Source organism: Amycolatopsis minnesotensis, assembly GCF_039529815.1.
Taxonomy (GTDB): domain Bacteria; phylum Actinomycetota; class Actinomycetes; order Mycobacteriales; family Pseudonocardiaceae; genus Amycolatopsis; species Amycolatopsis minnesotensis.
Genome location: NZ_BAAANN010000002.1, coordinates 1 through 24,169 on the forward strand (window position 1 = coordinate 1; position 24,169 = coordinate 24,169).

General features: G+C 65.4%; 34 protein-coding genes and 1 pseudogene. 11 read left to right on the forward strand and 24 right to left on the reverse strand.

What is annotated here, in order from left to right; all coding sequences use genetic code 11:
* A pseudogene (locus tag ABD256_RS01920) lies at positions 1–102 on the forward strand (IS481 family transposase); the annotation flags it as partial.
* Here ABD256_RS01920 and ABD256_RS01925 read toward each other — a convergent pair.
* The gene (locus ABD256_RS01925) at positions 99–722 is read right to left on the reverse strand and encodes an HAD family hydrolase (protein ID WP_344412684.1); all 624 of its coding nucleotides are present in this window, start codon (positions 720–722) and stop codon (positions 99–101) included. The pseudogene ABD256_RS01920 and the gene ABD256_RS01925 overlap by 4 nt on opposite strands.
* A gap of 128 nt (positions 723–850) precedes the next feature.
* On the opposite strand from ABD256_RS01925, the gene ABD256_RS01930 reads away from it, so the two are divergent.
* From ABD256_RS01930 to ABD256_RS01945, 4 genes are all read left to right on the forward strand, one after another.
* Complete coding sequence (locus ABD256_RS01930; protein WP_344413451.1) at positions 851–1,447, forward strand: TetR/AcrR family transcriptional regulator; 597 nt, start codon at positions 851–853, stop codon at positions 1,445–1,447.
* A 33-nt stretch (positions 1,448–1,480) separates the two neighbouring features.
* Positions 1,481–2,446, forward strand: a complete 966-nt coding sequence (locus ABD256_RS01935) for a R2-like ligand-binding oxidase (RefSeq protein WP_344412686.1) — start codon at positions 1,481–1,483, stop codon at positions 2,444–2,446.
* Positions 2,447–2,536: 90 nt separating this feature from the next.
* The gene (locus ABD256_RS01940; protein WP_344412688.1) at positions 2,537–3,775 is read left to right on the forward strand and encodes a sensor histidine kinase; all 1,239 of its coding nucleotides are present in this window, start codon (positions 2,537–2,539) and stop codon (positions 3,773–3,775) included.
* Positions 3,763–4,413 carry a LuxR C-terminal-related transcriptional regulator gene (locus tag ABD256_RS01945; RefSeq protein WP_344412690.1) on the forward strand — a complete coding sequence of 217 codons (651 nt, stop codon included), beginning with the start codon at positions 3,763–3,765 and terminating at the stop codon, positions 4,411–4,413. The genes ABD256_RS01940 and ABD256_RS01945 overlap by 13 nt, the downstream gene beginning before the upstream one ends.
* Before the next feature lie 127 nt (positions 4,414–4,540).
* Here ABD256_RS01945 and ABD256_RS01950 read toward each other — a convergent pair whose 3' ends face one another.
* Positions 4,541–6,199 carry an AMP-binding protein gene (locus ABD256_RS01950; protein WP_344412692.1) on the reverse strand — a complete coding sequence of 553 codons (1,659 nt, stop codon included), beginning with the start codon at positions 6,197–6,199 and terminating at the stop codon, positions 4,541–4,543.
* A 503-nt stretch (positions 6,200–6,702) separates the two neighbouring features.
* On the opposite strand from ABD256_RS01950, the gene ABD256_RS01955 reads away from it, so the two are divergent.
* Entirely contained in the window at positions 6,703–6,984 is a 282-nt protein-coding gene (locus tag ABD256_RS01955) for a hypothetical protein (protein WP_344412694.1), read from the forward strand.
* A 334-nt stretch (positions 6,985–7,318) separates the two neighbouring features.
* On the opposite strand, the gene ABD256_RS01960 is transcribed toward ABD256_RS01955, so the two are convergent.
* Positions 7,319–8,437, reverse strand: a complete 1,119-nt coding sequence (locus tag ABD256_RS01960) for an NsdA family TPR-like regulatory protein (RefSeq protein ID WP_344413453.1) — start codon at positions 8,435–8,437, stop codon at positions 7,319–7,321.
* Positions 8,438–8,706: 269 nt separating this feature from the next.
* Between ABD256_RS01960 and ABD256_RS01965 the strand changes: the two genes are divergently transcribed.
* The 5 genes from ABD256_RS01965 to ABD256_RS01985 all read left to right on the forward strand — a co-directional run bounded on the left by ABD256_RS01965 (position 8,707) and on the right by ABD256_RS01985 (position 12,759).
* Positions 8,707–9,237, forward strand: coding sequence for a hypothetical protein (locus ABD256_RS01965; RefSeq protein ID WP_344412696.1), 531 nt, complete (start codon positions 8,707–8,709; stop codon positions 9,235–9,237).
* 50 nt (positions 9,238–9,287) lie between these two features.
* A complete protein-coding gene (locus ABD256_RS01970; protein ID WP_344412698.1) occupies positions 9,288–9,767 on the forward strand; it encodes a hypothetical protein in 480 nt (159 codons plus the stop codon).
* A gap of 457 nt (positions 9,768–10,224) precedes the next feature.
* Complete coding sequence (locus tag ABD256_RS01975; protein WP_344412700.1) at positions 10,225–10,569, forward strand: hypothetical protein; 345 nt, start codon at positions 10,225–10,227, stop codon at positions 10,567–10,569.
* Positions 10,570–11,389: 820 nt separating this feature from the next.
* On the forward strand, positions 11,390–11,881 hold the full coding sequence (locus ABD256_RS01980) for a glycine-rich domain-containing protein (RefSeq protein ID WP_344412702.1): 492 nt from the start codon (positions 11,390–11,392) through the stop codon (positions 11,879–11,881).
* Positions 11,881–12,759, forward strand: coding sequence for a phosphotransferase (locus ABD256_RS01985; protein ID WP_344413454.1), 879 nt, complete (start codon positions 11,881–11,883; stop codon positions 12,757–12,759). Before ABD256_RS01980 ends, ABD256_RS01985 begins: the two co-directional genes overlap by 1 nt.
* A 65-nt stretch (positions 12,760–12,824) precedes the next feature.
* On the opposite strand, the gene ABD256_RS01990 is transcribed toward ABD256_RS01985, so the two are convergent.
* The 21 genes from ABD256_RS01990 to ABD256_RS02090 form a co-directional block, all read right to left on the reverse strand.
* Positions 12,825–13,007, reverse strand: a complete 183-nt coding sequence (locus ABD256_RS01990) for a hypothetical protein (protein ID WP_344412704.1) — start codon at positions 13,005–13,007, stop codon at positions 12,825–12,827.
* Positions 13,008–13,060: 53 nt separating this feature from the next.
* Positions 13,061–13,495 (reverse strand): histone-like nucleoid-structuring protein Lsr2, encoded by a 435-nt coding sequence (locus ABD256_RS01995; RefSeq protein WP_344413457.1) that lies wholly within the window; start codon positions 13,493–13,495, stop codon positions 13,061–13,063.
* A gap of 101 nt (positions 13,496–13,596) precedes the next feature.
* Positions 13,597–14,502: a phosphatase domain-containing protein gene (locus ABD256_RS02000; protein ID WP_344412706.1), complete on the reverse strand. Its 906-nt coding sequence runs from the start codon at positions 14,500–14,502 to the stop codon at positions 13,597–13,599.
* A complete protein-coding gene (locus tag ABD256_RS02005) occupies positions 14,492–15,586 on the reverse strand; it encodes an RNA ligase (protein WP_344412708.1) in 1,095 nt (364 codons plus the stop codon). Before ABD256_RS02005 ends, ABD256_RS02000 begins: the two co-directional genes overlap by 11 nt.
* A gap of 76 nt (positions 15,587–15,662) precedes the next feature.
* Positions 15,663–15,986, reverse strand: coding sequence for a hypothetical protein (locus ABD256_RS02010; protein ID WP_344412710.1), 324 nt, complete (start codon positions 15,984–15,986; stop codon positions 15,663–15,665).
* Positions 15,979–16,263, reverse strand: a complete 285-nt coding sequence (locus ABD256_RS02015) for a hypothetical protein (RefSeq protein WP_344412712.1) — start codon at positions 16,261–16,263, stop codon at positions 15,979–15,981. Before ABD256_RS02015 ends, ABD256_RS02010 begins: the two co-directional genes overlap by 8 nt.
* 8 nt (positions 16,264–16,271) lie before the next feature.
* A complete protein-coding gene (locus ABD256_RS02020) occupies positions 16,272–16,547 on the reverse strand; it encodes a hypothetical protein (RefSeq protein ID WP_344412714.1) in 276 nt (91 codons plus the stop codon).
* Positions 16,544–17,137: an RNA ligase family protein gene (locus ABD256_RS02025; protein WP_344412716.1), complete on the reverse strand. Its 594-nt coding sequence runs from the start codon at positions 17,135–17,137 to the stop codon at positions 16,544–16,546. Before ABD256_RS02025 ends, ABD256_RS02020 begins: the two co-directional genes overlap by 4 nt.
* Positions 17,124–17,297, reverse strand: a complete 174-nt coding sequence (locus ABD256_RS02030; protein WP_344412718.1) for a hypothetical protein — start codon at positions 17,295–17,297, stop codon at positions 17,124–17,126. The genes ABD256_RS02025 and ABD256_RS02030 overlap by 14 nt, the downstream gene beginning before the upstream one ends.
* A complete protein-coding gene (locus ABD256_RS02035) occupies positions 17,294–17,545 on the reverse strand; it encodes a hypothetical protein (protein WP_344412720.1) in 252 nt (83 codons plus the stop codon). Before ABD256_RS02035 ends, ABD256_RS02030 begins: the two co-directional genes overlap by 4 nt.
* Before the next feature lie 14 nt (positions 17,546–17,559).
* Positions 17,560–19,335, reverse strand: coding sequence for a DNA polymerase (locus ABD256_RS02040; protein ID WP_425546372.1), 1,776 nt, complete (start codon positions 19,333–19,335; stop codon positions 17,560–17,562).
* A gap of 70 nt (positions 19,336–19,405) precedes the next feature.
* On the reverse strand, positions 19,406–19,684 hold the full coding sequence (locus ABD256_RS02045) for a hypothetical protein (RefSeq protein ID WP_344412724.1): 279 nt from the start codon (positions 19,682–19,684) through the stop codon (positions 19,406–19,408).
* Positions 19,681–19,851 (reverse strand): hypothetical protein, encoded by a 171-nt coding sequence (locus tag ABD256_RS02050; protein ID WP_344412726.1) that lies wholly within the window; start codon positions 19,849–19,851, stop codon positions 19,681–19,683. The genes ABD256_RS02045 and ABD256_RS02050 overlap by 4 nt, the downstream gene beginning before the upstream one ends.
* Positions 19,848–20,543, reverse strand: a complete 696-nt coding sequence (locus ABD256_RS02055; RefSeq protein WP_344412728.1) for an FAD-dependent thymidylate synthase — start codon at positions 20,541–20,543, stop codon at positions 19,848–19,850. Before ABD256_RS02055 ends, ABD256_RS02050 begins: the two co-directional genes overlap by 4 nt.
* Positions 20,544–20,604: 61 nt before the next feature.
* Positions 20,605–21,117 (reverse strand): hypothetical protein, encoded by a 513-nt coding sequence (locus ABD256_RS02060; RefSeq protein ID WP_344412730.1) that lies wholly within the window; start codon positions 21,115–21,117, stop codon positions 20,605–20,607.
* Between the two features lie 109 nt (positions 21,118–21,226).
* A complete protein-coding gene (locus ABD256_RS02065; RefSeq protein ID WP_344412732.1) occupies positions 21,227–21,814 on the reverse strand; it encodes a hypothetical protein in 588 nt (195 codons plus the stop codon).
* Between the two features lie 29 nt (positions 21,815–21,843).
* Positions 21,844–22,611 (reverse strand): metallophosphoesterase, encoded by a 768-nt coding sequence (locus ABD256_RS02070; RefSeq protein WP_344412734.1) that lies wholly within the window; start codon positions 22,609–22,611, stop codon positions 21,844–21,846.
* On the reverse strand, positions 22,608–22,910 hold the full coding sequence (locus tag ABD256_RS02075) for a hypothetical protein (protein WP_344412736.1): 303 nt from the start codon (positions 22,908–22,910) through the stop codon (positions 22,608–22,610). Before ABD256_RS02075 ends, ABD256_RS02070 begins: the two co-directional genes overlap by 4 nt.
* Complete coding sequence (locus tag ABD256_RS02080; protein ID WP_344412738.1) at positions 22,907–23,464, reverse strand: toprim domain-containing protein; 558 nt, start codon at positions 23,462–23,464, stop codon at positions 22,907–22,909. Before ABD256_RS02080 ends, ABD256_RS02075 begins: the two co-directional genes overlap by 4 nt.
* On the reverse strand, positions 23,409–23,795 hold the full coding sequence (locus ABD256_RS02085) for a CHC2 zinc finger domain-containing protein (protein WP_344412740.1): 387 nt from the start codon (positions 23,793–23,795) through the stop codon (positions 23,409–23,411). Before ABD256_RS02085 ends, ABD256_RS02080 begins: the two co-directional genes overlap by 56 nt.
* Positions 23,792–24,169 (reverse strand): hypothetical protein, encoded by a 378-nt coding sequence (locus ABD256_RS02090; protein ID WP_344412742.1) that lies wholly within the window; start codon positions 24,167–24,169, stop codon positions 23,792–23,794. Before ABD256_RS02090 ends, ABD256_RS02085 begins: the two co-directional genes overlap by 4 nt.

Sequence of the window (24,169 nt, forward strand, 5' to 3'; positions counted from 1 at the left end):
CCGGACTGGCTACACACCTACAATCACCACCGCGGCCACACCGCACTCACCGGCAAACCACCCGCCAGCCGCGTCCCCAACCTCACAGGGCAATACAGCTAGCCCGCGGGCGCCGGATGGAAGTGCTCCGCGAACCAGCCGGGGAACTCCTCCAGCGACCCAAACACCACGCGGGCGCCCGCTTCGACCAGCTCCGCGCGCTCGCACGGCCCGGTGGTGACGCCGACGGGCACCGCGTCCGCGGCCAGCGCGCCGCGAACATCACCCAGATGGTCGCCGACGTAGACCGAGGCGCCGTGCTCGATCAGGGCCGCCGCCTTCTCGGTCGACCACAGTTCACCCACCAGCGTGTCGACCTCGAACCCGAGCGCCTCGAGGTGCAGCGCCGCGTTCGGCGCGTACTTGCCGGTAACCACGATCGTGCTGCCCCCCGCGGCACGGACCGCGTCGAGCGCGGCCGCGGCGCCGGGCAGCGCGACCGTGCTGGGCACCACGATTCCCGGGTAGAGCGCGCGGAACCGCGCGACGAGTCCGGGGATCCGCTCCTCCGGCGCCTCGAAACCGCGCAGCACCGCGTCGAGCGGCGGGCCGAGGTTGGCCGCGAAGTGCTCGCCGTCGAGCGCGAGCCCGGACTCCTCGGCGAGCGCGTTCATCGCCGCGACCATGCCCGGCCGCGGATCGATCAGCGTCATGTCCAGGTCGAAGCCCACGGTGATGCCCACGCCCCCACGGTAACCGGGCGCCCCGACAGTTCCGGGCCCGCTCGCATCCCGGGACTGTACAGACTGTCACTTTGAGTCAAGGGTCTTGACACCGAAGTCAGCCATGTCAAGCTGAAGACGTGTCCGAGATCACTCGCTTCGCCGCCAGGACGAAGGTTTCGCTGCGGGAAGGCCTGCTCGACGCGGCGGCTGGCCTGCTCCCCGCGAACGGCTACGCGGGCCTGCGCATGGCCGACGTCGCCGCGCTCGCCGGGGTCAGCAGGCAGACCGTCTACAACGAGTTCGGCAGCAAGGCCGCGCTGGTGCGGGCGGTCGCGCTGCGGATCAATGCGGGCTTCCTCGACGGCATCCACGAACGGTTCGCGGCGGCGGGCGACGTCCGCACCGGCATCCACGCGACGATCGCCTACACCGTCGCGAACGCCAGGGAGAACCCGCTGGTCGCCGCGGCACTCGGCACCGGCACGGCGGAGGACCTCCTGCCGCTGCTGACCTCGCGGGGCAAGCCGATCCTCGACGCCTCCACCGAGGTGTGCGCGACGCACCTGCGCGAACGGCTGCCCGCCCTCCGTCCCGCGCACGCCGCGCTGCTCGCCGAGACGATCGTCCGGCTCGCGCTGAGCCACCTGGTGCTGCCGACCCACGAACCCGCCGAAGCCGCCGATTCGGTGTGCGCCACCGTCCTGCCCGCGCTCGAGCACTTTTCCGGTTCGTCCCTGACCTGACAGCGCCGCCAGGTCGACAGAGAGGCTCCCGAAATGACCGACACCATCGCCCCCGCCCGCACCGGGTTCAGCTCGCTCCGCGCGGGAGGGCTGAACTGGGACTCGTTCCCGCTCCGCCTGTTCGTCAAGGGGAACGCCAAGTTCTGGAACCCGGCCGGCATCGACTTCTCCGCCGACGGCGCGGACTGGCGCGAGCTCACCGACGAGCAGCGCCGCTCCGCGACCTACCTGTGCGCGCAGTTCATCGCGGGCGAGGAGGCGGTCACCGAGGACATCCAGCCGTTCATGAAGGCGATGGCGGCGACCGGCCGCTTCGGCGACGAGATGTACCTGACGCAGTTCTGCTTCGAGGAGGCCAAGCACACCGAGGTGTTCCGGCGCTGGATGGACGCCGTCGGGCTGACCGGGGACCTGCACCCCTACGTCGCGGAAAACCCGCACTACCGCAAGCTCTTCTACGAGGAGCTGCCGGAATCGCTGCGCGTGCTGGAAAGCGACCCGAGCCCGCGCAACCAGGTGCGCGCGAGCGTCACCTACAACCACGTGATCGAAGGAAGCCTTGCGCTGACGGGCTATTACGCGTGGCAGAAGATCTGCGTCACGCGGGGCATCCTGCCCGGGATGCAGGAGCTGGTGCGGCGGATCGGCGACGACGAGCGAAGGCACATGGCGTGGGGCACCTTCACCTGCCGCCGCCACGTCGCGGCCGACGACGCGATGTGGGACGTGGTGCAGGAGCGCATGGGCGAGCTGCTGCCGCACGCGCTGAACATGATCAGCTGGGTCAACGACCAGTTCGACGAGCTGCCGTTCGGGATCGAACCGGGCGAGTTCATCCAGTACGCCGGTGACCGCGCGCAGCGCAGGCTCGGCGCGATCGAGTCCGCGCGGGGCACCGCCGTCGAGCGGATCGACCTCGACTACACCGCGGAACAGCTGGAGGAGACCTTCGGCGAAGAGGACGCCAAGGCGATGGAGGCCGCGGGCGGCCGCGGCTGATTCCCCGCACCCGAAGGTGCAGCCTGCTCTACTGCGCGGGCGGCACCCGTTCTGGTCCGATGGTGGGATCGGAACGGGAAGGGGATCTCGATGATCGGCAGGGTGGTCACTCTCGTACGGACGCTGCCGTACCTGCTCGCGCTCTTCCCGGCGGCGCTGGTGGCGATGCTCATCCCGTTCGCGCTGATGCTCGCCGGGATGTCGATGGCGCTGTTCGGGCTCGGCCTGGTGCTGATCCCGGTCGCACTGTTCGGCGTCCGGCTGTGGACCGATCTACACCGCCGCTGGGCAGGCACGATCATCGGGGAGCCGATCCCGTCGCGGCTGCGCGGGTTCACCGGCGGCCCGCTCACCTGGCTGCGCCAGTTCATCGGCGACCCGACGACCTACCGCGACCTGCTGTGGGTGGTGCTCCAGGTCGCACTCGGGCTGCCGCTCGGGCTCGCCGTGCTGGTGCTGGCCGCGATGCCCGTCGTCGCGGTGTATGTGATGGCGTTCTGGTGGATCCCGGCCGACGGGGACAGCATGCTCATCCCGGACGTCCGCATCGACAGCTTGGCCTCCGCCATCGGCAGCGGGATCCCGGTGCTCGTGCTCAGCGTGCCGGCGCTGGTCTACGCGGTGCCCCCGATCGCGAGGGGCTGGGCCCAGCTGACGCGGTTCGTGCTGGACAGCTCAGGTACCGAGCAGCTGACCGAACGCGTCGAGGTGCTGACCGAGACCCGCGCGGGCGCGGTCGACGCGCACGGGGCCGAGCTGCGGCGGATCGAGCGCGACCTGCACGACGGCACGCAGGCGAAGCTGGTGTCGATCGCGCTGCGGCTCGGGATCGCCGAGCAGGCGATGAAGGACGAACCCGAAACCGCGGCGACGCTGCTGCAGGAGGCGCGCACCGGCACCGAGGCCGCGATGGGCGAGCTGCGCACCATCGTCAGGACGATGTACCCGCCGATCCTGACCGACCGCGGGCTCGTGGGCGCGCTACGCTCACTCGTCGCCGATTCGACGGTGCCGGCGCAGGCCGATCTCGAAGACCCCGGACCGCTGCACGCCGCCATCGAGGCCGCCGCGTACTTCGTGGTGTCGGAGGCGCTGACCAACATCGCGAAGCACAGCGGCGCGACGTTCGCGGTGGTCGACGTCCGCCGGGTCGGCGACCGGCTCCGGGTCGAGGTGAGCGACAACGGCAACGGCGGGGTCGACGAGGGGAAGGGCACCGGGATCAGCGGCATGCGCCGCCGGATCGCCGCGCTCGACGGGAGTGTTTCGGTGCAGAGCAGGGAAGGCGGGCCGACCGTGGTCATCGTGGAGCTGCCGTGCGCGCCGTGATCGCGGAGGACAGCGTGCTGCTCGCCGAAGGGCTCACGCTGCTGCTGAACAGGGCGGGGCACGAGGTCGTCGCGACCGTCGCCGACGGCGACGCGTTCGTCGCCGCCGCCGTCGAACACCGGCCGGACATCACCATCGTGGACGTCCGGATGCCGCCCGCCTTCCGCGACGAAGGCATCAAAGCCGCCATCGAAGCGCGCCGGAAGGTTCCCGCGCTGCCGGTGCTGGTGCTCTCCCAGTACGTCGAAACGACCTACGCGAGCGAGCTGATCGCCGACGGCGCCGGTGCCGTCGGGTACCTCCTGAAGGACCGCGTCGGCCAGGTCACCGACTTCGTCGAAGCGCTCACGCGGGTCGCGAACGGCGGCACCGTGATGGACCCCGAGGTGGTCGCGCAGCTGCTCACCAGGCGGGCGAACGACCCGGTCGACTCGCTGAGCCGCCGCGAGCGCGAGGTGCTGGACCTGATGGCGCAGGGGCAGGACAACGCGGCGATCTGCGAACGCCTGTTCATCACCGAATCCTCGGTGCAGAAGCACATCGGCAACATCTTCACCAAACTGGACCTGCCGTCACGGGAAAGCGGGCACCGGCGGGTGCTCGCGGTGCTCGCCTACCTGAACCGCCACCGGGCCTGATTCCCGCGCACCCGGAACTGTCGGTGCCGCGCGGTAGCGTTGAAATCGGGGGACCCCCGGGGCGAACGAACGGTGGAGTTCGTGTGATTCGGGGCTTGTCAAGGCTTTCCGGGAGGTCTTGAGCGCGCTACGCGTGATCGGCCTTCAGCAGGGCCTGCAAGCCGAGCAGTTCCACTGCCTTCTCCCGCATCTCGATCTTGCGCACCTTGCCGGTGACCGTCATCGGGAACTCGTCCACGACGTGCACGTACCGCGGGATCTTGTGGTGCGCCAGCTTGCCGGTGCAGAACTCGCGCAGCGCCTCGGCCGTGAGCGGTTCCGCGCCCTCCCGCATCCGCACCCACGCCATCAGCTCTTCCCCGTAGCGCGCGTCCGGCACGCCGATCACCTGCGCGTCCAGGATGTCCGGGTGCGTGTAGAGGAATTCCTCGATCTCGCGCGGGTACAGGTTTTCCCCGCCGCGGATCACCATGTCCTTGATCCGGCCGGTGATGGTGACGTAGCCGTCGCCGTCCATGATCGCGAGGTCACCGGTGTGCATCCAGCGCGCCTTGTCGATCGCCTCGGCGGTCTTGTCGTCCTGCTCCCAGTACCCGAGCATCACCGAATACCCGCGCGTGCACAGCTCACCCGGCTCGCCGCGCGGCACGGTCAGCCCGGTCTCCGGATCGACGACCTTGACCTCGAGGTGCGGCCCGACCCTGCCGACCGTCGACACGCGGCGCTCCACCGAATCGTCGGCACGGGTCTGCGTCGACACCGGCGAGGTCTCGGTCATGCCGTAGCAGATCGACACCTCCGCCATGCCCATCCGCTCGATGACCTGCTTCATCACCTCGACCGGGCACGGCGACCCCGCCATGATCCCGGTCCGCAGCGTGGCCAGGTCGTAGGACGCGAAGCCCGGTTCGGCCAGTTCCGCGATGAACATCGTCGGCACCCCGTACAGCGACGTGCACCGCTCCGCCTGCACCGCGTCCAGTGTCGCCTTCGGCTCGAAGGACTGCGCCGGGATCACCATGCAGCTGCCGTGGCTCGTGCACGCCAGGTTTCCCATCACCATGCCGAAGCAGTGGTAGAAGGGAACACTCAGGCAAACGCGATCTGCGTCACTATAGTTGATCAACTCACCGACGAAGAAGCCGTTGTTCAGGATGTTGTGGTGGCTCAGCGTGGCGCCCTTGGGGAAGCCCGTGGTGCCCGAGGTGTACTGGATGTTGATTGGGTCGTCAGGAGACAGTGCCGCCTGCTTCGCTGCGAGCAAGGACGAGTCAGCGGCTCGGCCGGCTTCCAACAACCGAGACCACCTGTCGTCGCCGATCAAGACAACGTGTCCCATCGCGGAGCACTTCGGGCGAACCTCCTCGATCATCGCCGCGTAGTCGGACGTCTTGAACCGATCCGCAGCAACCAACAGCTTGACCCCAGCCTGGTTCAGCACGAACTCCAGCTCGTGCGACCGGTACGCCGGGTTGATGTTGACCAGGATCGCGCCGATCTTCGCCGTCGCGTACTGGGTGAGTGTCCACTCCGGGAGATTCGGAGCCCAGATGCCGACCCGGTCCCCCTTGTCGATGCCCAGATCCAGCAGGCCCAGTGCCAGCGCGTTGACGTCTTCCGCCATCTCGGCGTAAGTCCACCGTCGCCCCGAGGCGCGGTCGACCAGCGCGTCACGCTCGCCGAAAGCGTGGACCGTGCGGTCGAAGTTGCCGCCGATGGTGTCACCAAGGAGCGGGACGTCGGAGGTTCCAGAGGCATAACTGGGCAGGGTGTGCGCGTCCGGCATGGTGCCTCCTGGAGTCTGCGGTGACTGGCCACAGTCTAAGAACCGCAGTACTGACCAGCCAGCTCAACCGAGCCGCCACTGGAAACTGTCCCAACGCTGAACCGATAAGCCACCGTTCGACTCACGCGGCCGATCTCGCCTCCCAGGAGCGCACCCCGCTCGGATCCAGCCCGCCAGCCTGCCGTATCGTGTTGGCCCAACAGCAATGAAAGACAACGCTCCACCGCGTCTTCGTGAGCGACCTTGACAAGTGCTGCCGGTTGCCTGCCCGGTCTAGCAGGTTTGATGAAAATGCGCCTTGCCACTACCTATCGGGTAGGTCGTGGTAGGGCACATGGACGTCTCGCCTGACCTGTAGCCGCACACTGAAGAAGAGCGGGTCACCCGGGGCCGGGACGTCCAGGCAGCGCCCGCCAACTCCGGTTGGCACAGCAGTACCGCACACCAACCCTAACCGGCTGGTGGGGATGCCCTGGGACTCGCTGGCAGGTGAGGGCCGGGTTGTGCCGTTCGAGGGTTACTTGGTGAGCCTATTGGGGCTTTCCGCCAAAGCGCTTCTCGTCGTGCTGGGCGTACTGTTCTTGATCTTCGCCGCGGGCTGGCTGACCCAACGTCAGCAGCTAAATAACGGCAAAGGCGCACCGTTCAAGATCAAACTGCCGTTCTACCACGTGGAGTCCGGGCCGGGCGACGACTTGAAGTCACCGTCGCCTCCGCCACTCGAACCGCCGACGGACGGTGCGAAAACCACAGCGACGAAGGAAACTGCCGAACCTGAGCCGTAGCAAGCTGCCGACCCAAGATTCAGCTCAGCTCACTCGGGCTGCGCCGTGTTGAGCGTGCCACGCATGATCTCGAAACGATCAAGTCGGGTAACGCGACGAACGATCACCACGAGAAGCAGATATCCGGGGAAGATGGGGGCACGTTGGATCACGAGGATCGTGCAAGCGCGTACGCGGCAGCGCTCGCGACGCTCGAAGCAGCCGTCGACAGCTTCGAATACGACGGTGAGCGGGACTTGTTACTCCAGCGACGACGGGACGTGGCTGCGGAACTCCATTCCAGGCTCAGCGGGAGGATGCCCTGGCTTGGAAGCCGCTGAGTCCGGTGTTTGGGTCAGACAACTAGTTGTTCAATCTCCTCGACGCGCCGATCCAACCTCGCTGAGTTGACACCCTCAGCGTTTCCGCGCGCCGCGGTGATGATGTTTCGCGCTTCGTCGATCTCACCAGTACGCGCGTAGCTCTCGGCGAGCCAGGTCTGGTAGAGCGCGACTTCTCGGGCGTGGTCGGTGTCGTAGCCGTCGATCGCGTGCCGCAGGAGCGGCGCGGCTTTGCTCGGTTGGCCAAGCTCGATCCAGCATCGGCCGGCCATGACGTCGATCTCGTCCCGGTTCATCCAGTACACCCATTCCGGCTCTCCGACACCCTCGGAACGCGCCTCGAACGCGTCGTCCACGAGATCGAGAGTTCTGCGCGTTAGGTCCGAATCTCGGGCACGCGCCGCCGCCCAGCACACACGTTCCAGCAAGAGCGCCCTGGCCACCGGAGTCACGTTCTTCGCGCCAGATACGGCGGTCCGCGCCAGCAGGAGTGCGTCCGATGGATCTCCGACGTTGGCCATTTGGTACGAGAGAGAGGACAAGAGCTGGCCGGCCAAAGCTGAGTTGCCCGCCTTGACCGCGGCTGACACGCCTTCGAGGTACGCCCGCTGCGCTCCCGAGTGATCCCCAGCATCACTCGCAACCCAGCCGACGAGCTGGGAAAGCTCACCAACAGCGACAAGGAGGCGTTTGCCCACCTTCTCCGAATAGCTCGCCTCCTTGACGAGGTCGCGCAGGTCCGCGAGTTCGCGGTAGACCACGGGCGCGAGGTCGCCGCCCCCAACTGTGTCATCAAGCAGTCGAAGGTCGACCACGCGTTGCTCGACATCCGATACCAAGCTCTCGCCGATACGTCGGCCGTGGGCCTGGTGCGTCTCGGCCGGCGTATCGGACAGCAACCACTCGTGCGCCACTCGGAGGGGGTCCAGCCGCGGTCCGTACAGGGAATCAACGGGAATGCACAAGGCACGGGAGTAAGCAACGACGTGCTCCCGCTTCGCGTCCCGCGCGCCGGTCTCCAGATGACCGAGCAACGCCTTGCTCCAATGCGTCTTGCGCGCCAGCCCAGCCAGGCTTACACCGGCCTCTTCTCGCGCTTGCCGTAGGCACTCACCCAGGTCGCTCACGCGCATCACCCCCTTGTAGACGCTTGTAGACAGCAAATCCATTCCGATGACGCCACGTAGCCACCAGGCTACCTGAGTGGGTTGTTCCGGGTGGTGCTCGTTAACCCGAACCGCCGAGTTCCCTCCGGTACGGCCCCGACGACTAGGGGTGACGGCGATGAGTACGAACGTCCAGCTACGCGGCGAAATGGTCGCACGCGAGATGGCCAACTTGCTCGGCACTGCGTTCGATGCACAGGGGGCGACTCTCCGTGGATAGGGTGGTTGGCGCCTGGATGGTCGCGGGTCCGTTGTTCTTCCTCGCCGGAGCGATGGCCTTGTACAAGCTGTACTTGGCCTACGCGGGCCGCAGCACCAGAGGCAAGCACACCAACTACTGTCCCGAGACGTCGGTGAAGGCGCTCGCGAAGACGGTCGCCAAGAGCAAAGTCTCGAAGGTGCCTCGGCCGGAATCGCTGGAGCGTACGGACATTCTCCCTCCGATCTCCGAACCCATCCACGACGAGCCTGCGACCGAGGCGGCACCTGAGCCCTCACCACCGCCGGTTCGCCGGGCACCTGTCGAACCGGCTTTCCTGATGGCTGGCGGGGACAGTGTCGAGATCCCCGCCCAATTCGAGGACACGCTCCGTCCGTTCACCTTGGCCGAACTGCTCATGCGGGAAGAGCCGCCGCAAGAGCAGGGCGATTCCCCTGAAGAGGGAGCCTTCTCCGGACGAATCCCCCTCCAACCGCATTCCCTGATTGAGAGACCGGAGGCGCCGTGCACAACGATGGCGCGATCCTCCTCGGGCTCGGCGGTCTGACTCTGGGCATTTGGACATCAAGCTTGTTTTCATGGACTAAGGAATCAAAAATGTCAGATCAGGACGGTCTCGAATACCAATCAGATGGCAAGTCGATCGAGCTTGCCGACGCACTCAAGCCGTTGTCGGGACCAGAATGGGAGCAATGGCAGTTCGGCAATGAGGATGAGTTGCGCGGACTTGCCTACGTGCGGTACTGGGACCGTGAAGCCGACGTGGTGATTCTCGACGAAGAGCCGAGGGCGATTGCCTGGCGGGCCGTCGTGGTAGAAGAGGATGCTGGGCCACTCGTCCCGGAGTTCGTGTCGTGGTTCTTCGTCGGCGGTTTGCAGGAGCCGATTGAACATCTGATGACGCTGCCCGAGCCGGGCGCCCCTGGGGCTCCGGATCTTCGGATGGTTGCGCCAGAAAACCTTCGTGTCCCGCCGGAGTGGTGGAACAGCGGCTCAAGGGTCATTCGACCAGCCGCGGAGAAGCGGCCCGAAGTTCACGGCGGGGGCGTCCGCAAGGGCGAAGCCCCCCGCGCCTAACGACAGGCGCCTCCGTCGTGTTCCATCAACCGCTCCTACAGATCGATGCAAGCACGCCTATGGACAAGCTCGGCAAGCAAATCGCCCGCCTTCGCGCAGAAGGATGGACTATGTACTACTTCGGCACTCGTGACAACGCCAGTGGCTTGGGCGCCACGAAGCGGGGGGACGATTTCGCCGACGTCGTGGTAGTCCGCCATGCCAAGGATGGATCGGCGTTTCGGGTCCCGCTGTTCTCTGGTGTAGCAGGCGACTTGTTCAAGCCCACCATCGTGTCGTGGCAGCGGCACGGAAAACCGGTGTCGGTCATTCGCGCGATCCGGCACGCTCCAGCCTGGGACTCACCGGAAAACCCTACGGCCTGGTTGACCCCCGACCCCTTATGCAGGGTGCCCGAGAGCTGGCCGGAGCCAGTCGCTCTGCCTCCAGATGAGGGAGGCGGCAACGAGTGAATACCTTGGATGAGGACTACCGCGATCTGATACTCAACTTCTGCACAGTGGTCACGGGCCTTGCCCCGACTCGGCTCGACGTTCAGACGATTATGTGGCGCAACGTTCGCCTGCGTGGTCGGAAGCGTCAGGTCGTCCGCGGATTCACGGGCTGCGACCGTTTGACATTTGACCAGTTGCAGAGTCGTGCCGACATGCAGATGACGCTTCTGTACGAGACGGTTACTCAACTTCTGGCCGAGAGATTTATCGCAGAGCAACGGTGGCCTGATCAACGTTCCGGCGACCCTCGGGTTCGGGTTCGCTATCTGTTTCTAACAACGAAGGGGCGCATGGTCGATGTCTCGTAAAACTAGTCGCGAACACATCGCTGGCGTTATCGTGACTAATATCGCCATACTGGCCTCCGGATATCTGGTTGCCATTCCGGCGCTGCTTAGCTTTCGTTGTCGAAGTCAGGCGCCCCACGCCTTGAGTGCAGTCTCAATCGCTTCGGGTTGCGTTCTCATGATGCTAGGCGGGGCTTACGCGACGGTTAGACGTCGTTCCCCTGCACCCTGGGTCGCTTCGGGATATGGCCTATCGGGGGCACTGTTCATAGCCGGAATGCTTTTTACTGATTGCGGAAAACAATGACTAACGATAGGGCTGCCGGACAGCTTGGCGTAGAACTGATACGGAAGATCGCGGAGGCGGCAGACGGCGGAAGCCTGCGGCCAGTAGGCGAACTTGCGGATTTCATGACCGCTTCGGGATTGGTTTCTCACAGTCGCGGCCAGCTAATCTCTTCGTTCTGGTACAAAACGACACTTCAGCACAGTTCGAGAAAAAAAGGAGAAGTCGACAAATATGTACTCCTTGGGCGTCGACTGTGCGACGAGGGTTACTGCACAGACTGCGATATGGAGGCTGGGATATGCTCTACATTGTTCGCGTTAGGTCTCGAACAAGGCTGGCTTGAGGCGTCGTTATACGACTTGATGGTTAGCTTATTGCCCGCTAGAGCTGAGGCGAGGCTCCTGATTTCCAAGATCAAAAGACTTAGCGTCCAATGACTTCGTCGCGACGCTACCACCAGTGAGGCATCTGGGTGACCAGGGTTCCGTGCGACATCCCCGCGCGGTTACATGAAGCGGTTGCCGCACACGGCAACCAGAAAAAGGAGGAACTATGACCATTGCACTCAAAGAACGCGTTGGCCAGGAATTGGTCTCCGTGGAACTATTCGATCGACTGGCAAGCCGGATCGCCAAAGAGCACCACATGCCGCGCGGATTCGCCGCGAGGATCATGGACCAAGCCCTGGCCTTCCTGGCGGTCTGCGCGCAATCGGCGGAGCCGTTGGCGCCGAGTGAGGCAGTCGACATCGGCTGGCATACCTTTATTCTTTACACGCGCGAATACGCTGCCTTCTGCGAGCGCATCGCGGGACAATTCATCCACCATGAACCGACAGACACCGGAGTCATTCCGGTCACTCGCACGCCCGTCGACTCGATGAGCGCGACAACGAGGGCTCTGCGAACTGCCGGATATCGTGTCGACCTTCCGCTGTGGAAGGCGTCCGCCGACTGCAACCAGTGCACGAACGGATGTACTCACTCCAGCGGTGACACGGGATGCCACCACCACCCGGTTCGCACTGATACGGTCCCCGCGTGATGGAGCGATATCGCTGGGACGATCTGCCCAGCAGCGTGACGACCGCGGTACGTCACCATGTCGGCGAAGCAACCGTAGTTCGGGAAGTCGAGCAGGGGCAGAACTGCAACGTCGCCCTCGTTCTCCGTGGCGACGACGGCGACCTCTTCCTGAAGGGCGTTAGGGGAAAAAGCCCACGGATGCGCTGGCTTCGGAACGAATCCGAAGCAGGCACGTTGGCCCCTGGTCTCGCGCCAGCCACTCGGTTCAGCGAGGACATCGAGGCCGATGAGCTTTGGTTCCTTGTCGGGTTCGAGTACGTCAACGGAAGAGCGGCGGACTTCGCGCCGGGCTCGGACGACCTCGCGATCATCGCGGCGACCGCGGCGAGAATCAGTGAACTGCCGGGCGGTGGCCCGGCGAAACCGTTGAGCGAGCGGTGGACCTCGGCCGACTGGTGGACGAAGCTAGCTACCGAGGCCAGCGACGAGCAGTTTGACTGGGATCTCGACGAGCTGACCGAGCAGTGTCGGCGTGTTCCGGAGATGGTCAAGGGCGACGCCTTGATTCACACGGATCTGCACGAACACCAGTTCATGATCGACGACGGCGGCTCGGTCCGCGTGATCGACTGGGGACGCCCAGCCACGGGTGCGGCCTGGGTCGACACCGCGTTCCTCGTCATACGGCTCGTCGCGGCTGGTCACGCGCCGCGTGAAGCCGAGGAGTGGGCTGTCACAGTCCCCTCGTGGTCGTCGCGATCGGAGGAAGCCGTAACGGCGTTCGCCTGCTATGTGGCCGGCCTCTGGGGCTACCGCGCAGCCACCTCGCCCTTCCCCGGGGCGACTCGGCTGCGTCTCGCCGCTGAGAAGTACCTGAAATACCGGTTATCTCTTTAGTCCTGAAACACGAAAAGCCCCCTCTCCTGGCCATCTGGCCGGAAGAGGGGGCTATTTCGATTGCGCTACTTGTATTCGGTGACGATCTTCCGCTTGGGGCCGATCTTGTGCCACATCGTCAGCGGGAACCAGACGAACAGCCCCCACATGCCCGCGGTGATGATGGTGAGGAACAGGTGAAGCCCGTGCGAGGTCTTCTTCCGCTCGCGGGTGATAGCGCGTCCAGGCGGGGGCGGAACGGCGGTCATGCGACTCCCTTCAAGGCATGTACGCATTCCCATCGTTCCGCGCCCGGAAGGCGTTACTTCCCAGCGGTCTTGCGCGGAGCCCGCGTCTTCTTCGCCGCTGCGACGGTCTTCTTGACGGCCTGCTTCTTCGGCTGTACTTCGTCGCGCTTCTCGAACGCGTCGATCACCTCGGTCGGAACACGTCCCCGGTCCGCGAGGTCCGGGAAGCCGTTGTTCCGCGCCCAGTCCCGGATTTCCTGGTTCCGCGCACGCTTCTCGGCGAGTGATTCGCCAGTCTCCGCACGAGTCCCGGCACTGGCCGTGCGCTTGCGTCCGCCGACGCGGCGAGCGTTCTCCAGGTATCGGTACAGCCCGTCGCGCAGGTCGTTCGCGTTCTCGTCCGACAGGTCGATCTGGTATTCCACGCCGTCAAGGGCGAACTCGACGGTCTGGGTTGCCTCGCCGCCATCGAGGTCGTCCACCATCGACACGAGCACTTTCTGAGCCACGAACTTTCCTCCACGTGATGTCGGCGTTCCCCCTGGTCCGCCCTGCGTATTCGGTTCTATCACACGCTTGTTCGACGTACGCAACTGATTACGTTCCGCCATCAGAATGCTCCTTCCGCTACCTGGAGACAGACGAGACCGAGTTCGCGCCACATGGCGACGACCTGGTTGCGGTCGTCAAGCACGGCAAGGACGTTGAAGCGTTCGCGGATGTGCCGGTCGAACAGCTCTCGCTTCACGATGGAGTCGCGACGGCCGTCGCCGACCGATCGCATGAAGAGCCGGTAGCCCGGTAGTCCGACGTGCCGCTGAAGCCACCGTTCGGTCTCGGCGCGGGCGTCTTCGGAACGGCCGGAGACGAAAACCACAGCGTAGCCCTGCTGGTACAGGCTCCAGACGATCTCGATGACGGGACGATTGGGAGCGTCCTCACCGACGCGAGCCATGTCGAATGGCGAGCGGTCGCCCATCAGCGCGATTGTGCCGTCGATGTCGACCAGGACGGCCTTAGGCAGGTCAGGCGATGGTTCGTACCGGTCTGGCGCCTCGGCCACCTCGGTGGCCGGCAGGGGCAGCGGGTACGTCCCACCCCTGATGAACCGGGCGTACAGGTCGCGGATGCGCTCGGCCCCGACCGTGCGTTCGCGGTCGTGGTCGCGCTGGATGCAGATCTCCAGCGGCTCGTCGGTGAGATCGATGACCCGCCATTTGGCGCCTTCGGCCAGGGCGAGGTCGACGAGCCTGCGGACGTAGCGCGGGCGAAGGTTCATGTCGTCGACCAGAACGCGGTCGCCCGCGCGAAGACCCTGCCGGATGAGGTACGCCTGTAGCTCGGTGACCCGGTTCTCCTCGGCGCGGCCGAGCTGCCCACCCTCGGCCCCGAAAAGCAGCCGCCGGAGGTGATCCCGGCCAGCGAGGACACCGCCGCTGAGGGTCTGTTCCATCAAGGCGAGGCTGGTCTTGCCCGAGCCGGGCAGTCCGCGGAGCACTATCAGCTCACCAGGCACGGGCGGCCTCCGTCCGGGGACGGGCGGGTCGGTGCTCGGTGTCGGGCCGGAGCTGCTTCCAGATGATCTGGCTGTAGTCGCGGCCGTCGAGCAGGGCGAACAGGCACCAGCGCAGCCAGGGAGCGTCCCGCTCGATAGCCAGGGCGAAGTCCTTCCGCGGACCGAGCACGAGCCCGGCGCGGGCCAGCTCGTCCCAGCGGTCGAGCACCACGCACACCATCGCGCCCGCGTCGAGGGTCAGACGCTCGATCACGCTGGTGACCCAGTCGAAGTACTCGTCGGGCAGGCCGGCGAATAGCTCGTCCGTCTCGTCGTGGGTGCCGAGGTAGTCCCAGATCACGCGCTCGTTCAGGCCGGTCACGATCTTGTGCAGCCGGACGTAGTCGGCCTGCTTGATCTTGACCCGCTCGTCGGAGTCGAGGAAGTGCACGACGAGCCCTTCGGCACCGGGCCGCGGTGGTGCGGCAAGCGCGTCCCGGAGGGTGAAGTAGCGGAACACGGCGGCTTCCGAGCCTGGCCAGTAGGCAGCGCCGGGGCCGAAACTCAGACCGGTCTCGATGTCGACCATGCCGAGCACCACGAGATCGTCCTGGTTGCCGTAGTCGACGACGATGCGGTTCTCCGGGTAGATGATCTCGAACAGCACAGTCTTGCCGGGCATCGGCTCGTAGCGCTCGGCGTAGCACTCGTTCCACACCTCGGTGGCGTGAAGCGCCTGCTCACTGGTGAACGAACCACGGGTGGCGATGGCGTACCCGCCTGCGGTCAGCGGGTAGAGGATGCCCAGCGAACCGTCCATCTTGTCGGTCACCAGGACCGTCTCGTCGGAGCGCCAGCGGGGGTTCTTCTCTTCGCCGTGGTTGAAGAACTTCGGGAACGGGCGGGCCACGATCTCGTGGGTACGGGTGTCGACGATGAGGCCGCGGCAAGCGCGGGTGGCTCGGTTCCAGACGTGATGGATCTGGGCTTTGTCGGTGTAGTTGTAGATCCGGTACGGCTCGGTCGGGTGGTGCTGGGCGCGGACCAGGCCGTTGTACAGCGCCTCGTTCAGCTCGTTCTCGGGGATCAGGTCGTACAGGTGCAAGCGGGTCCTCCGGGACAAGGGCGCGCGACTGAGCGGCCTGCCGTGTGACAGGCCGCTCGGTCGTGCTGTGAGGGGGTTACGGGAGGGCGGGAAGCGGGTGGTCCGCGAGATACCGCGTGGGCGGCTCGATCCGGATCATGTTGTCGACCGTGGGGTAGGAGATCCGGGTGCCGGTCGGCCCGCTGTATCGAGTTCCGGCGAACGGGCGGACGCCGACGCGGGGAACCCGGATACGCAGTCGCGTGCGGGTGGTGTAGTCGTAACGCTCGATCGTCTGCCACTCGATCTTCTCGACGCGGGCGACGATCGTGGCGCCGACGTTGCCGGAGCGGGTTCCGTAAGCGACGAAGTCACCGACGTAGACGGGAACGCTGAGCAGATCCGGGAAGTGGTCAGTCAACGGCGGTCTCCCAGTCCTCGGGGACCGCGCGCTTGAGCGCGTCGAGGACGGCCTGGGCGTTGTCCTTGCCCACAACCGAGGCGACCTTCTTGAAGTCGTCGGCGTAATCCTGGCGGAGCGTGAGCGTCCAGTGATCCAGGTCGATTCCGGTGATCCGGGCGCGCTCGCGCGGGAACAGGTCGAACGGCCGGTCGTACTCCCGCTCGATGTCCATGATCGGCGGAACCGCGGACTCAGTCTTGGCGGTCAGGGTGATGGTCTTGAGGTACTGGGTCATGGAGTGGGTCACCTCGTGCAGGTCTTGTCGGACGGGACGACGGCCAGGGAGCCGTAGGGGCTGTCGAAGTGGTAGATCACGTAGACGCGGTTTCCGTGGTCGCATTTCGTTGCTGCGTTGGAGAAACCGTCCGGGAAAGTGACGATGTCGGCAGGCGCCTCGTTGGTGTTCGGCGAGCGCGGGGCGTCGTTCCAAGGCTCGGCGTACTTGCCCTCGCACGCGGAGAGAGTCAGTACGGCGACGGCAGCCAGGGCGAGGCCGGCGAGCGGCTTGGCGAGCTTCACGCGACCACCGCCAGCTCGGTCTTGCTGACCTCGTCGGAGTCGATCAGCACCTTGTAGACCTGCCGCGATGCGGTGTGGAAGACCACGATGCCCTCGGGCGCCATCCACTCCGGTTCGGCGTAGGAGCCGTTCTCCTTCAGGTCGTCGATGACTTCGCGAAGTGTGTGCTCGTCGAAGGTGCGGTGTGCGAGCACGGGGACGACGTCGAGACCATCAACCTGGGCCAGCTCGTCGAGCGGAGCGCCGTAGCCATCAGTCCAGCGGCCGGTGTTGAACAGGCTGAAACGCCGCTCGCCGCCAACCAGGCCGTAGCCGCGCTGAATCCCGGAGCCCCACCATTCGCCGTAGTGGTAGCCCGGTCCGAGCGTGTCCGCCAGCGCGTCCGCGTTCTCGGTCACCCACGCGGCGAAGCCGTAGTTGTCGTCGTCGGCGGTGAGCGTGCGGTTGCGGGACTGCGCGCCGACCGCGCTGCGGTCAGGGTTGACGTAGATGCAGGCATTGGTGCCGTCGATCTTCTCGGTGATGACGACAGTGCGGAACAGTCTCGGGGTCTTGGGCCAGGCCCGGAACTCGAAGTCAGCGAGGGTCACGCGTGCTCCTTTTCGCCCGCTCGTCGGCAAGGCGGAAGTCGTGTCGGATCTGCTTGAACGTGCTGTGCGCGTCGCGGAAAGCGCCTCGAACAGCGCCGGTCGCCGCGGCCACGGGGACCGCGACGACGTACACCAGCCCGGCGACGGCCAGGTGCATCACGGCTGGAACTCCCGCAGGAACCGGGTGATCCCGCGTTCGCCTGCGACCTCGATCCGCGGCTCGGGCCGCGCGTGGTCGAAGTAACGCAGTGTCGGAACGATCGTCAGGCCGTACTCGGCGCGGGTGCGGGCATCGACGTTCTTGAACGCCAGTTCGATCTCGTGGCGTTCACACCAGGCTTCGACCTTCGGCCGGAGAAGGATCGTGGAGACGCCAGCGGTCTGTCCAAAAAGGAATGCCTGCTTCAACTTCGTATCGCTCCCTAGTAGTCGGCTCCGTACAGCGATCCCCAGCTCCGCAACCCGACTTCGGGATCGGTGCCGATCCAGACCGGTCCCATGTCCTCGGCCATATGCCGGGCGATCTCGCCCGCGCCCCATCGGGCGCTCCGCTCGGGCAGGGACGCGACCACTTCGTCATGGATGGGAAGGCGCATGTACGGGGTGAAGCCCGCCTTGTGCAGGCGGATGATTCCGCGGCAGGTAACGTCGCGGCTGCTGCTCTGGATCATGTAGTTCAGCGCCGAGTAGGCGCGGGACTCGTCGACCGGCAGGCGCCGGCCGACTGGGGTGGTGATGTAGCCCTGGCGGCGTGCCTGGGCGGCGAGCCGATCCGAGAGCCGGGACACGCCCGGGTATCGGCGGTCGAACGCCTCGACCACCCGCTTGGCGGTCGCCATGTCCAAGCCTGTCTGCTCCGCCACCGTCCGGGCACCGCCGCCGTATACTCGGCCGAAGTTCACCGTCTTCGCGTACTTGCGCTCGGGGTCGTCCTTGGTGATGTGCGCGCCGAACGCGGCCTGCGCGGTCATCAGGTGCAGGTCGGCCCCGTCCGCGAACGCCTGGATCATCGTCGGGTCACCGGAAATCGCTGCCAGCACACGAAGTTCCTGTGCCTGGTAGTCCACCGAGGAGATCAGGTGCCCGGCGTCAGCGACGAAACAGCGCCGGATCATGAAGTCGCCCGAGGGTAACGTCTGAGCCGGAATCCCCGTGATACTCATCCGTCCGGAACGAGCCTGAAGCGGGTTGATGTTGGCGTGACAGCGACTCTCACTGTCCATACTGGACAAGAAAGTGTCGACCCACGTGGTTCTCCACTTCCGCGCTTTCTTGGCCTCCTTCACGGCTTTCGCGAACTCGTCCCCGTTGCCGACGAGCTTGTCCAGCAACGTCTTGTCGACCTTGCGTTTGCCGCTGGGCGTACGACCGGTGATGCGGACTCCCCGGGACTCCAGCACGTCGGCGACCTGGTCCGTGGAGTTGACGTTCTCACAGCCGAACCGGGCGGCGATCTCGGTGTAGGCCATCTCCTCGCCCGAGAGCCGAGCCGACAGCGTCAGCGTGTAGTCGGTGTCGAGTAGGAAGCCGGTTCTCTCGTAGTACGAACAGATTTCGGCAACTTCGTGCTCGTACGGGATGAGATCTCGTGCGCTGTCGGGAACCCGGGGTAGAAGGATCTGGGCGAGCCGTGCGGCAAGCACGGTGTCCATCCCGGCGTACCGGTTGTATTCGGGGTGTTCCAGGTCGATGCGCGACCAGATCCGGTCCTTGGTCGTCTTGTGTTCTTTGGCGAGTTTCGCCATGAGTCCCTTGACGGACTCGGCGATCTCGCGGTCGATGTAGTGGCCGGTCAGCTCTTCGAGGCTGAGTCCGACGCCGCCCTTCTCGCGGGCGCGCGGGTCGACCAGGTGAGCCAGGATGCGGGTGTCAAGCACCCGCGGCCACATGTCCTCCATGCGGACGCCCAGGTGCTTGTCGAAGACCTGAAGATCGAAGCCGCCGTTGTGGAAGATCATCCGCTGCACTCCGCGGAGTGCTCGGCGGACGTCTTCGGCGAACTGGCCGCCGTGTTCGACGGGGATCACCCACGCCTCGCGCGGGGTGCCGAACTGCACGAGCCGGAGCTGGAAGCCCGGGGCGTACATCTTCAGGCCCGTCGTCTCGGAGTCCACGGCGAGGCAGCGGAGGTTCCGCCGTACGAAATCGCGGAATCCCTCCAGCTCGTCCTCGCGCTCGGCCACCCGGATCACCGCCACGTCGCCCGCGATGGGCTGGCGGTATTCCTTCACTGCCCTCCTCTGTCTGTCAGTTCAAGAAAAGTGATGGTCAATTCGCGGCCTGGTGGTAGAGGCCCCTCACGATGCGGCTGACAGTCGCGGGATTGACGTCGAAGGCATCGGCCAATGTGGACTGTTTCCAGCCTTCGGCGCGAAGCGTTCGCATCCGGCTAACGTCGGCGGGAGCGAGCTTTTTGCCGTTATTGCTCGTATCCCGCAGGCGGGCATTCTCTCTCACGAGTTCGGCGCAGCGTTCACGCAAGCTGTTGAGGTCGGCCTGGATGTTGCCCAGAAGTTCGATGGTTCCGGGCGAGAGGGTTGCTGTCACAGGTAAGTCCGTTCCGCGTCGAGGTAGAGCACGTGCCGAAGGTTGATGACGGTCAACTGGTCGTCCTCGCGGTAGACGTACAACACGCCGTCGTCGACCTGGTAGCGCTCTACGTGGCCGAAGGTCAAGGTGGTTCCGTTGGCGAAGTACACGTCGATGCTGTTCATGCCAGCCCCTCGTCGAGGTCACGGACACCGTGTGGGGCGACGTCGCGCAGCGCGCCGAGGACGAGACTGGCGAACTCCTGCTCCTCCAGACCGGCGGTCGGCTGCCCGAGGTCGGTGACGACCACCCGCCAGGCGCGGAGGCTGCCCGTCACCAGGGCGGGCGAGTCGATGCACGTCGGCAGAACCGCGCGGGCGACCTCCCGGGCGTGCTCCGGCGGGAAGCCCTGCTCGACGAAGATCTTCTCCAGGCGCTCGTAGGACTCCATCGAGTAGAAGTGATGCTCGGCAATGATGGCGTCCGCAGTCGGCCAGTCGATCCCCTCAAGCTCGTCGATCAGCGCGGGCACGATCGGCCGCAGCCGGGACAGGTCCGCTGTGGGATGCGAGACCGCGGTGACGGCGATGCCCGGGACCTGGGCGAGTACCGCGACCAGCGCGAGCGTGACGTCCTCGATATAGAAGGTGACGCTGGCGTGCTCGAACAGTGCCAGGCCGCGCTCGTCGAGCGCCTGAGTCAGGTAGTCCTCGTTAGTTTCGGCGTCCGGCCGATCCCAGGACTGGTCCCGGGTTCGGCCGGCCAGCTCGGTCAGCTCGTCGGCGTCGGTCACGCCCGCTCCAGCGTGGGCGCGGTAGGGGGTGAGCAGCAGTTCGAGATGACTGACGCGGGTGGACGCGATAGGGGCAACCTGCACGATCTCTCCTTCGGGAACGGGCCGCGTACCGACCCGTCTGTCTGTCAGTTCAAGAATTGAGTTACTTGACGAACTCCGGCTTGCACTGTTCGTTGCGGCTGGTCGCGGAGCAGAAGAAGCCCTTGTAGGCGTTGCCCTTGGCCGAGGTGCCGGACTTCCACACCATCTGGCCGTGCTTGCAGAAGCGTTCCTCGCCGTTCGGGGCTTCGATGGCTGCGGCGGGCTTGCCCCGCTGCGCGCTCTGGCCGCTACTCACGGCAGCGCCGGTGGACTTGCTGGAGAAGTAGCTACCGACCTTGGCCGCCTGGTCGAGCAGATCCTTCAGCGGTTCGGCGTTGGCTCCGGTGATCTGGTTGAGCGCGTCCGGGACGTTGACGCCGTCGATGGTCACCCACGGCGAGTCGTAGTCCGTGCCGCCCTTGAGGGTGATGCGGACACGGTTGGCGCCGGATTGGTCAGTGGCGGGCGGGGTGCTGGGCACCTGGTTGTCCTCCCAAGGACTTGTGGTGGTGGTCTGCGCTTCGTCGGCCGGAGCCGAGTCCGCGGGCGCGTCGGCGAAAGGATCGAAGGTCATGAGTTCTCCTGGCTCAGCGCGGCGAGGCCGCGTTCTCGTGGATTCGCTGCTGGTACTCGTAGTCGTCAAAGTCCGGCTCGTAGTCGTTGTCGTACATGGCTTTCACCTCCTACGAGTGCTGACGCGACAGGCGCCGCGCTTCCTCGTTGGAGATGGCCGTGCGGGACCCGGGACCGTCGTCGTGCTCGCGCGTGGTCCTGCGGACCGCTCGGTTCATCAGCTCGGTCAGTGCGTCGACCGCACGCTGGAGTTGTTTGCGCGCCCGAGCTTCGGTCTGCCCACCGCGGACGACGTACCGCTTGCGGAGCGCGTTCTGGTAGTCGGCCGGCAAGCTGACGAAGGCGGCGACCACGTCCGCTCGTCCGGCGTCGAACTTGCTACCGCGCTCGTTCAGCGCACCGCCGTCGAGCAGCCGACGGACTTCCTTCGTCGAGTAGAGGACATTCCCGCTGAAGGTCTCGTAGTCGCCTCGATAGCGGGCGGCGACGTGGCCACCGATCTTGACCAGGACCCGGAGCCGGGCCGCATCGTCCAGCTCGGCGACCGTCGTGGCGTAGCTGTCAGCCAGCAGCGAGAGGACTATCTCTTGCTCGGCGTCCTCCGCGTCGATGACGTTGGGCCACTCCAGAGCGGTAATGCGAGCGGCCTTCTGGACGATCGGCATGAGCGCGAGCAGCGCCGCGCCTCGTTCTGTCACTGCTCTCCACTTCGTCTGTCAGTTCAAAATCAGACCGAGAAGACGGCGCCCTCGACGCTGAATTTCCGGGCCTGAATGGGAATGATCTCCGTCCGGACGTGCTGGCCGTCGACATGCGCGATCGCGAAACCCTGCTGCCAGTCGGCTGTCCCGCCTTCGAGGTACTTGGCCTGCCGCATGTCCATGAGGTTGCCGACCTCGACTCCGGTCACAGTCTTCTTGATCTCGCCGCCGTAGCCAGTGGAGTGGTGCCCGATGCCGAGCCGGTGCGTGTGCCCCATGATGACCGACACGCCCATTTTCTTCGCGGCACCGAGCGCAGTGTTGCCCGCGATGCGGCTGAGCGAGATCTTGCCCAGGTGCCCGTGCGTCATGACCCAGTTCGCTGCGAACCCGTAGAAGTCGGGCAGTCTGGTGATCCCGAAGCCGTCGAAGTCCAGTAGGGCTTCCATGCTGAAGGCCCCGCTCTCGGCCAAAGCGGGCGCATACTTGGACAAGTAGGTCCGCGGTCGAAGGTCGTGGTTGCCCTCGATCACTCCAACCGGTCCGTCGTAGCTCTCCCGCAAGGGCGTCAGGAAGTTCTTCTTCGCATACGCGGCATCCTCGAACACCGATCCCTCGTACTCGGCGGCACTGCCCTTGCTCCAGCGGGAAGGCTGTGGGAAGTCCATCAGGTCGCCGATCTGGACCACTTCGTCAGGTTGGTATTCGGCGATGAAGCGAAGGACCGCTTTTGTAGCTTTCCGGTCCTCGTAGGGCATCTGGGTATCGCTGATGACAACGATCTTCTTCGTCACAGATGGTTCCTCAGTGCCTTCTGGATTCGGCGGAGTCTAATGTGGATCATCGCCGAGTAGTTCGCGTTGTCCTCCAGCTCTTCCAGCGCGTACTCGATGAGGTCTTCGAGTGACTGCGCCTCGAACTTCTGGTGAAGCTCACCGGAGTACTGCTCCTTGCCTACGCCGATGACGCGGGAGGCACAGCGGTCGATGAACTCACGGGAGTACTGAGCAAGTTCTTCGGCGGTCATGCCGGGCTCGGGTACGAAGCACTCGTCGTCGCCGTCGAAGGCGTCGAGTGCGTAAGTGCTTGTCATGCAACTCTTTCTGTCAGTGCGGACTTGCCGTGCTTGACGACCATCGAGTTCACGTCCTCGCCTTCCATCGCGGGGACGACGAGCGCGTTCGGCAGGTCGCTGGCGAGCTTCTTCGCGAAGGACTTGCCTTGGCCGTTGTCGTCGTTGTCGGCAAAGATGAAGACCTTCTCGTAGCCCAGGAACGGCTCGCGGAAGTGCTTGGCCCAGGCTTCAACGCCGGGGATTCCCACCGAGGGGATACCGCAGGCGGTTGCGGTGATGGCGTCGATCTCGCCTTCGCAGATGCCGATCGTGTCGTCGTTCTGGGCGAGCGCGATCGTGTTGTACATCCTCGGCCGGTCGCCGGGTAGGGTGTTGTACTTGCCGTGGTACTCGTGCTTGCAGTCCGGGGTGATGCATCGGAACCGGAGGCTGATGACGGACCATTTGCCGCCGGGAGCCCAGCGCAGGTACGGAATCGCGAGCATTCCGCGGTAGGACTCGTGGCCGACGACGGGGTCAGCGACGTAGCCAAGGCGGAAGCGGCCGACTTCCGTTGCGATGCTCGGGGCCATCAGACCGCGTGTCGCCAAAAACTCTTCGGCTGCGCTTCCGGGAAGACTTTCCCGGTACCGGAATGTGGCTTCGGCCAAGAATGTCTTCCGCGCGTCTGACTGCCTCGCCATAGGCAATGCCCTCCTCTCGTTTGATCAGTGCGATGACGTCGCCCTTGACGCCGCAGCCGTGGCACTTGAAGGCGGCGTGCTCGTAGCTCACGCTCGCGGACGCGCGGTCGTCCCCATGCCAGGGGCAGCGGCACTTGTTCCACTCGTGTCGGTCGGCCGGCTGTTCCCAGTCGGGGAAGTACTGCTGGATCACGGCCGCGATGGCAGGCGCCGTGGTCATGGTGTGCCGTAGTAGGCGCGCAGGAGCCGGGCGGCGAAGCTGCCGGGCAGTACCCAAGCCGCGTCACTGACCTGGCCGCCGTGTCGCTTGTAGACCACGGCTGTTTCGTCCTCGGTTCCGTTGTGCCCGGCCTGTTCCAGTGCGTCGTCGAGGTGGGGCCACATCTGGACTCTCTCCACTGCCTTGCACTGGATCGTCATCGGTATCTCACCGATGTCGCCACGATCATGGCCGCCGTACACCGCGCCGTTGCGTTTCGCCCGGGGCCAGCCGATCACGCTGCAGCAGAACGTGACAACGGCGTTCTCCCAGTTGCGTCCGCGGGCTTTGACAGCTCGGCCGTTCGGCACGGCCAGCTTGCGGGGTTTGGTCAC

What these genes read in the sequence shown, in the direction of transcription:
- ABD256_RS01950 (WP_344412692.1), bottom strand. Translation starts at nt 6,199, where the DNA reads ATGCCGGACGCGCACACCCTGCCCAGTTATGCCTCTGGAACCTCCGAC.
- ABD256_RS01960 (WP_344413453.1), bottom strand. Translation starts at nt 8,437, where the DNA reads ATGCGCGTGAGCGACCTGGGTGAGTGCCTACGGCAAGCGCGAGAAGAG.
- ABD256_RS02075 (WP_344412736.1), bottom strand. Translation starts at nt 22,910, where the DNA reads ATGACAAGCACTTACGCACTCGACGCCTTCGACGGCGACGACGAGTGC.
- ABD256_RS01965 (WP_344412696.1), top strand. Translation starts at nt 8,707, where the DNA reads ATGGTCGCGGGTCCGTTGTTCTTCCTCGCCGGAGCGATGGCCTTGTAC.
- ABD256_RS01935 (WP_344412686.1), top strand. Translation starts at nt 1,481, where the DNA reads ATGACCGACACCATCGCCCCCGCCCGCACCGGGTTCAGCTCGCTCCGC.
- ABD256_RS02015 (WP_344412712.1), bottom strand. Translation starts at nt 16,263, where the DNA reads ATGACCCAGTACCTCAAGACCATCACCCTGACCGCCAAGACTGAGTCC.
- ABD256_RS01980 (WP_344412702.1), top strand. Translation starts at nt 11,390, where the DNA reads ATGACCATTGCACTCAAAGAACGCGTTGGCCAGGAATTGGTCTCCGTG.
- ABD256_RS02080 (WP_344412738.1), bottom strand. Translation starts at nt 23,464, where the DNA reads ATGGCCCCGAGCATCGCAACGGAAGTCGGCCGCTTCCGCCTTGGCTAC.
- ABD256_RS01985 (WP_344413454.1), top strand. Translation starts at nt 11,881, where the DNA reads ATGGAGCGATATCGCTGGGACGATCTGCCCAGCAGCGTGACGACCGCG.
- ABD256_RS02050 (WP_344412726.1), bottom strand. Translation starts at nt 19,851, where the DNA reads ATGAACAGCATCGACGTGTACTTCGCCAACGGAACCACCTTGACCTTC.
- ABD256_RS01970 (WP_344412698.1), top strand. Translation starts at nt 9,288, where the DNA reads ATGTCAGATCAGGACGGTCTCGAATACCAATCAGATGGCAAGTCGATC.
- ABD256_RS02060 (WP_344412730.1), bottom strand. Translation starts at nt 21,117, where the DNA reads ATGACCTTCGATCCTTTCGCCGACGCGCCCGCGGACTCGGCTCCGGCC.
- ABD256_RS01940 (WP_344412688.1), top strand. Translation starts at nt 2,537, where the DNA reads ATGATCGGCAGGGTGGTCACTCTCGTACGGACGCTGCCGTACCTGCTC.
- ABD256_RS01990 (WP_344412704.1), bottom strand. Translation starts at nt 13,007, where the DNA reads ATGACCGCCGTTCCGCCCCCGCCTGGACGCGCTATCACCCGCGAGCGG.
- ABD256_RS02085 (WP_344412740.1), bottom strand. Translation starts at nt 23,795, where the DNA reads ATGACCACGGCGCCTGCCATCGCGGCCGTGATCCAGCAGTACTTCCCC.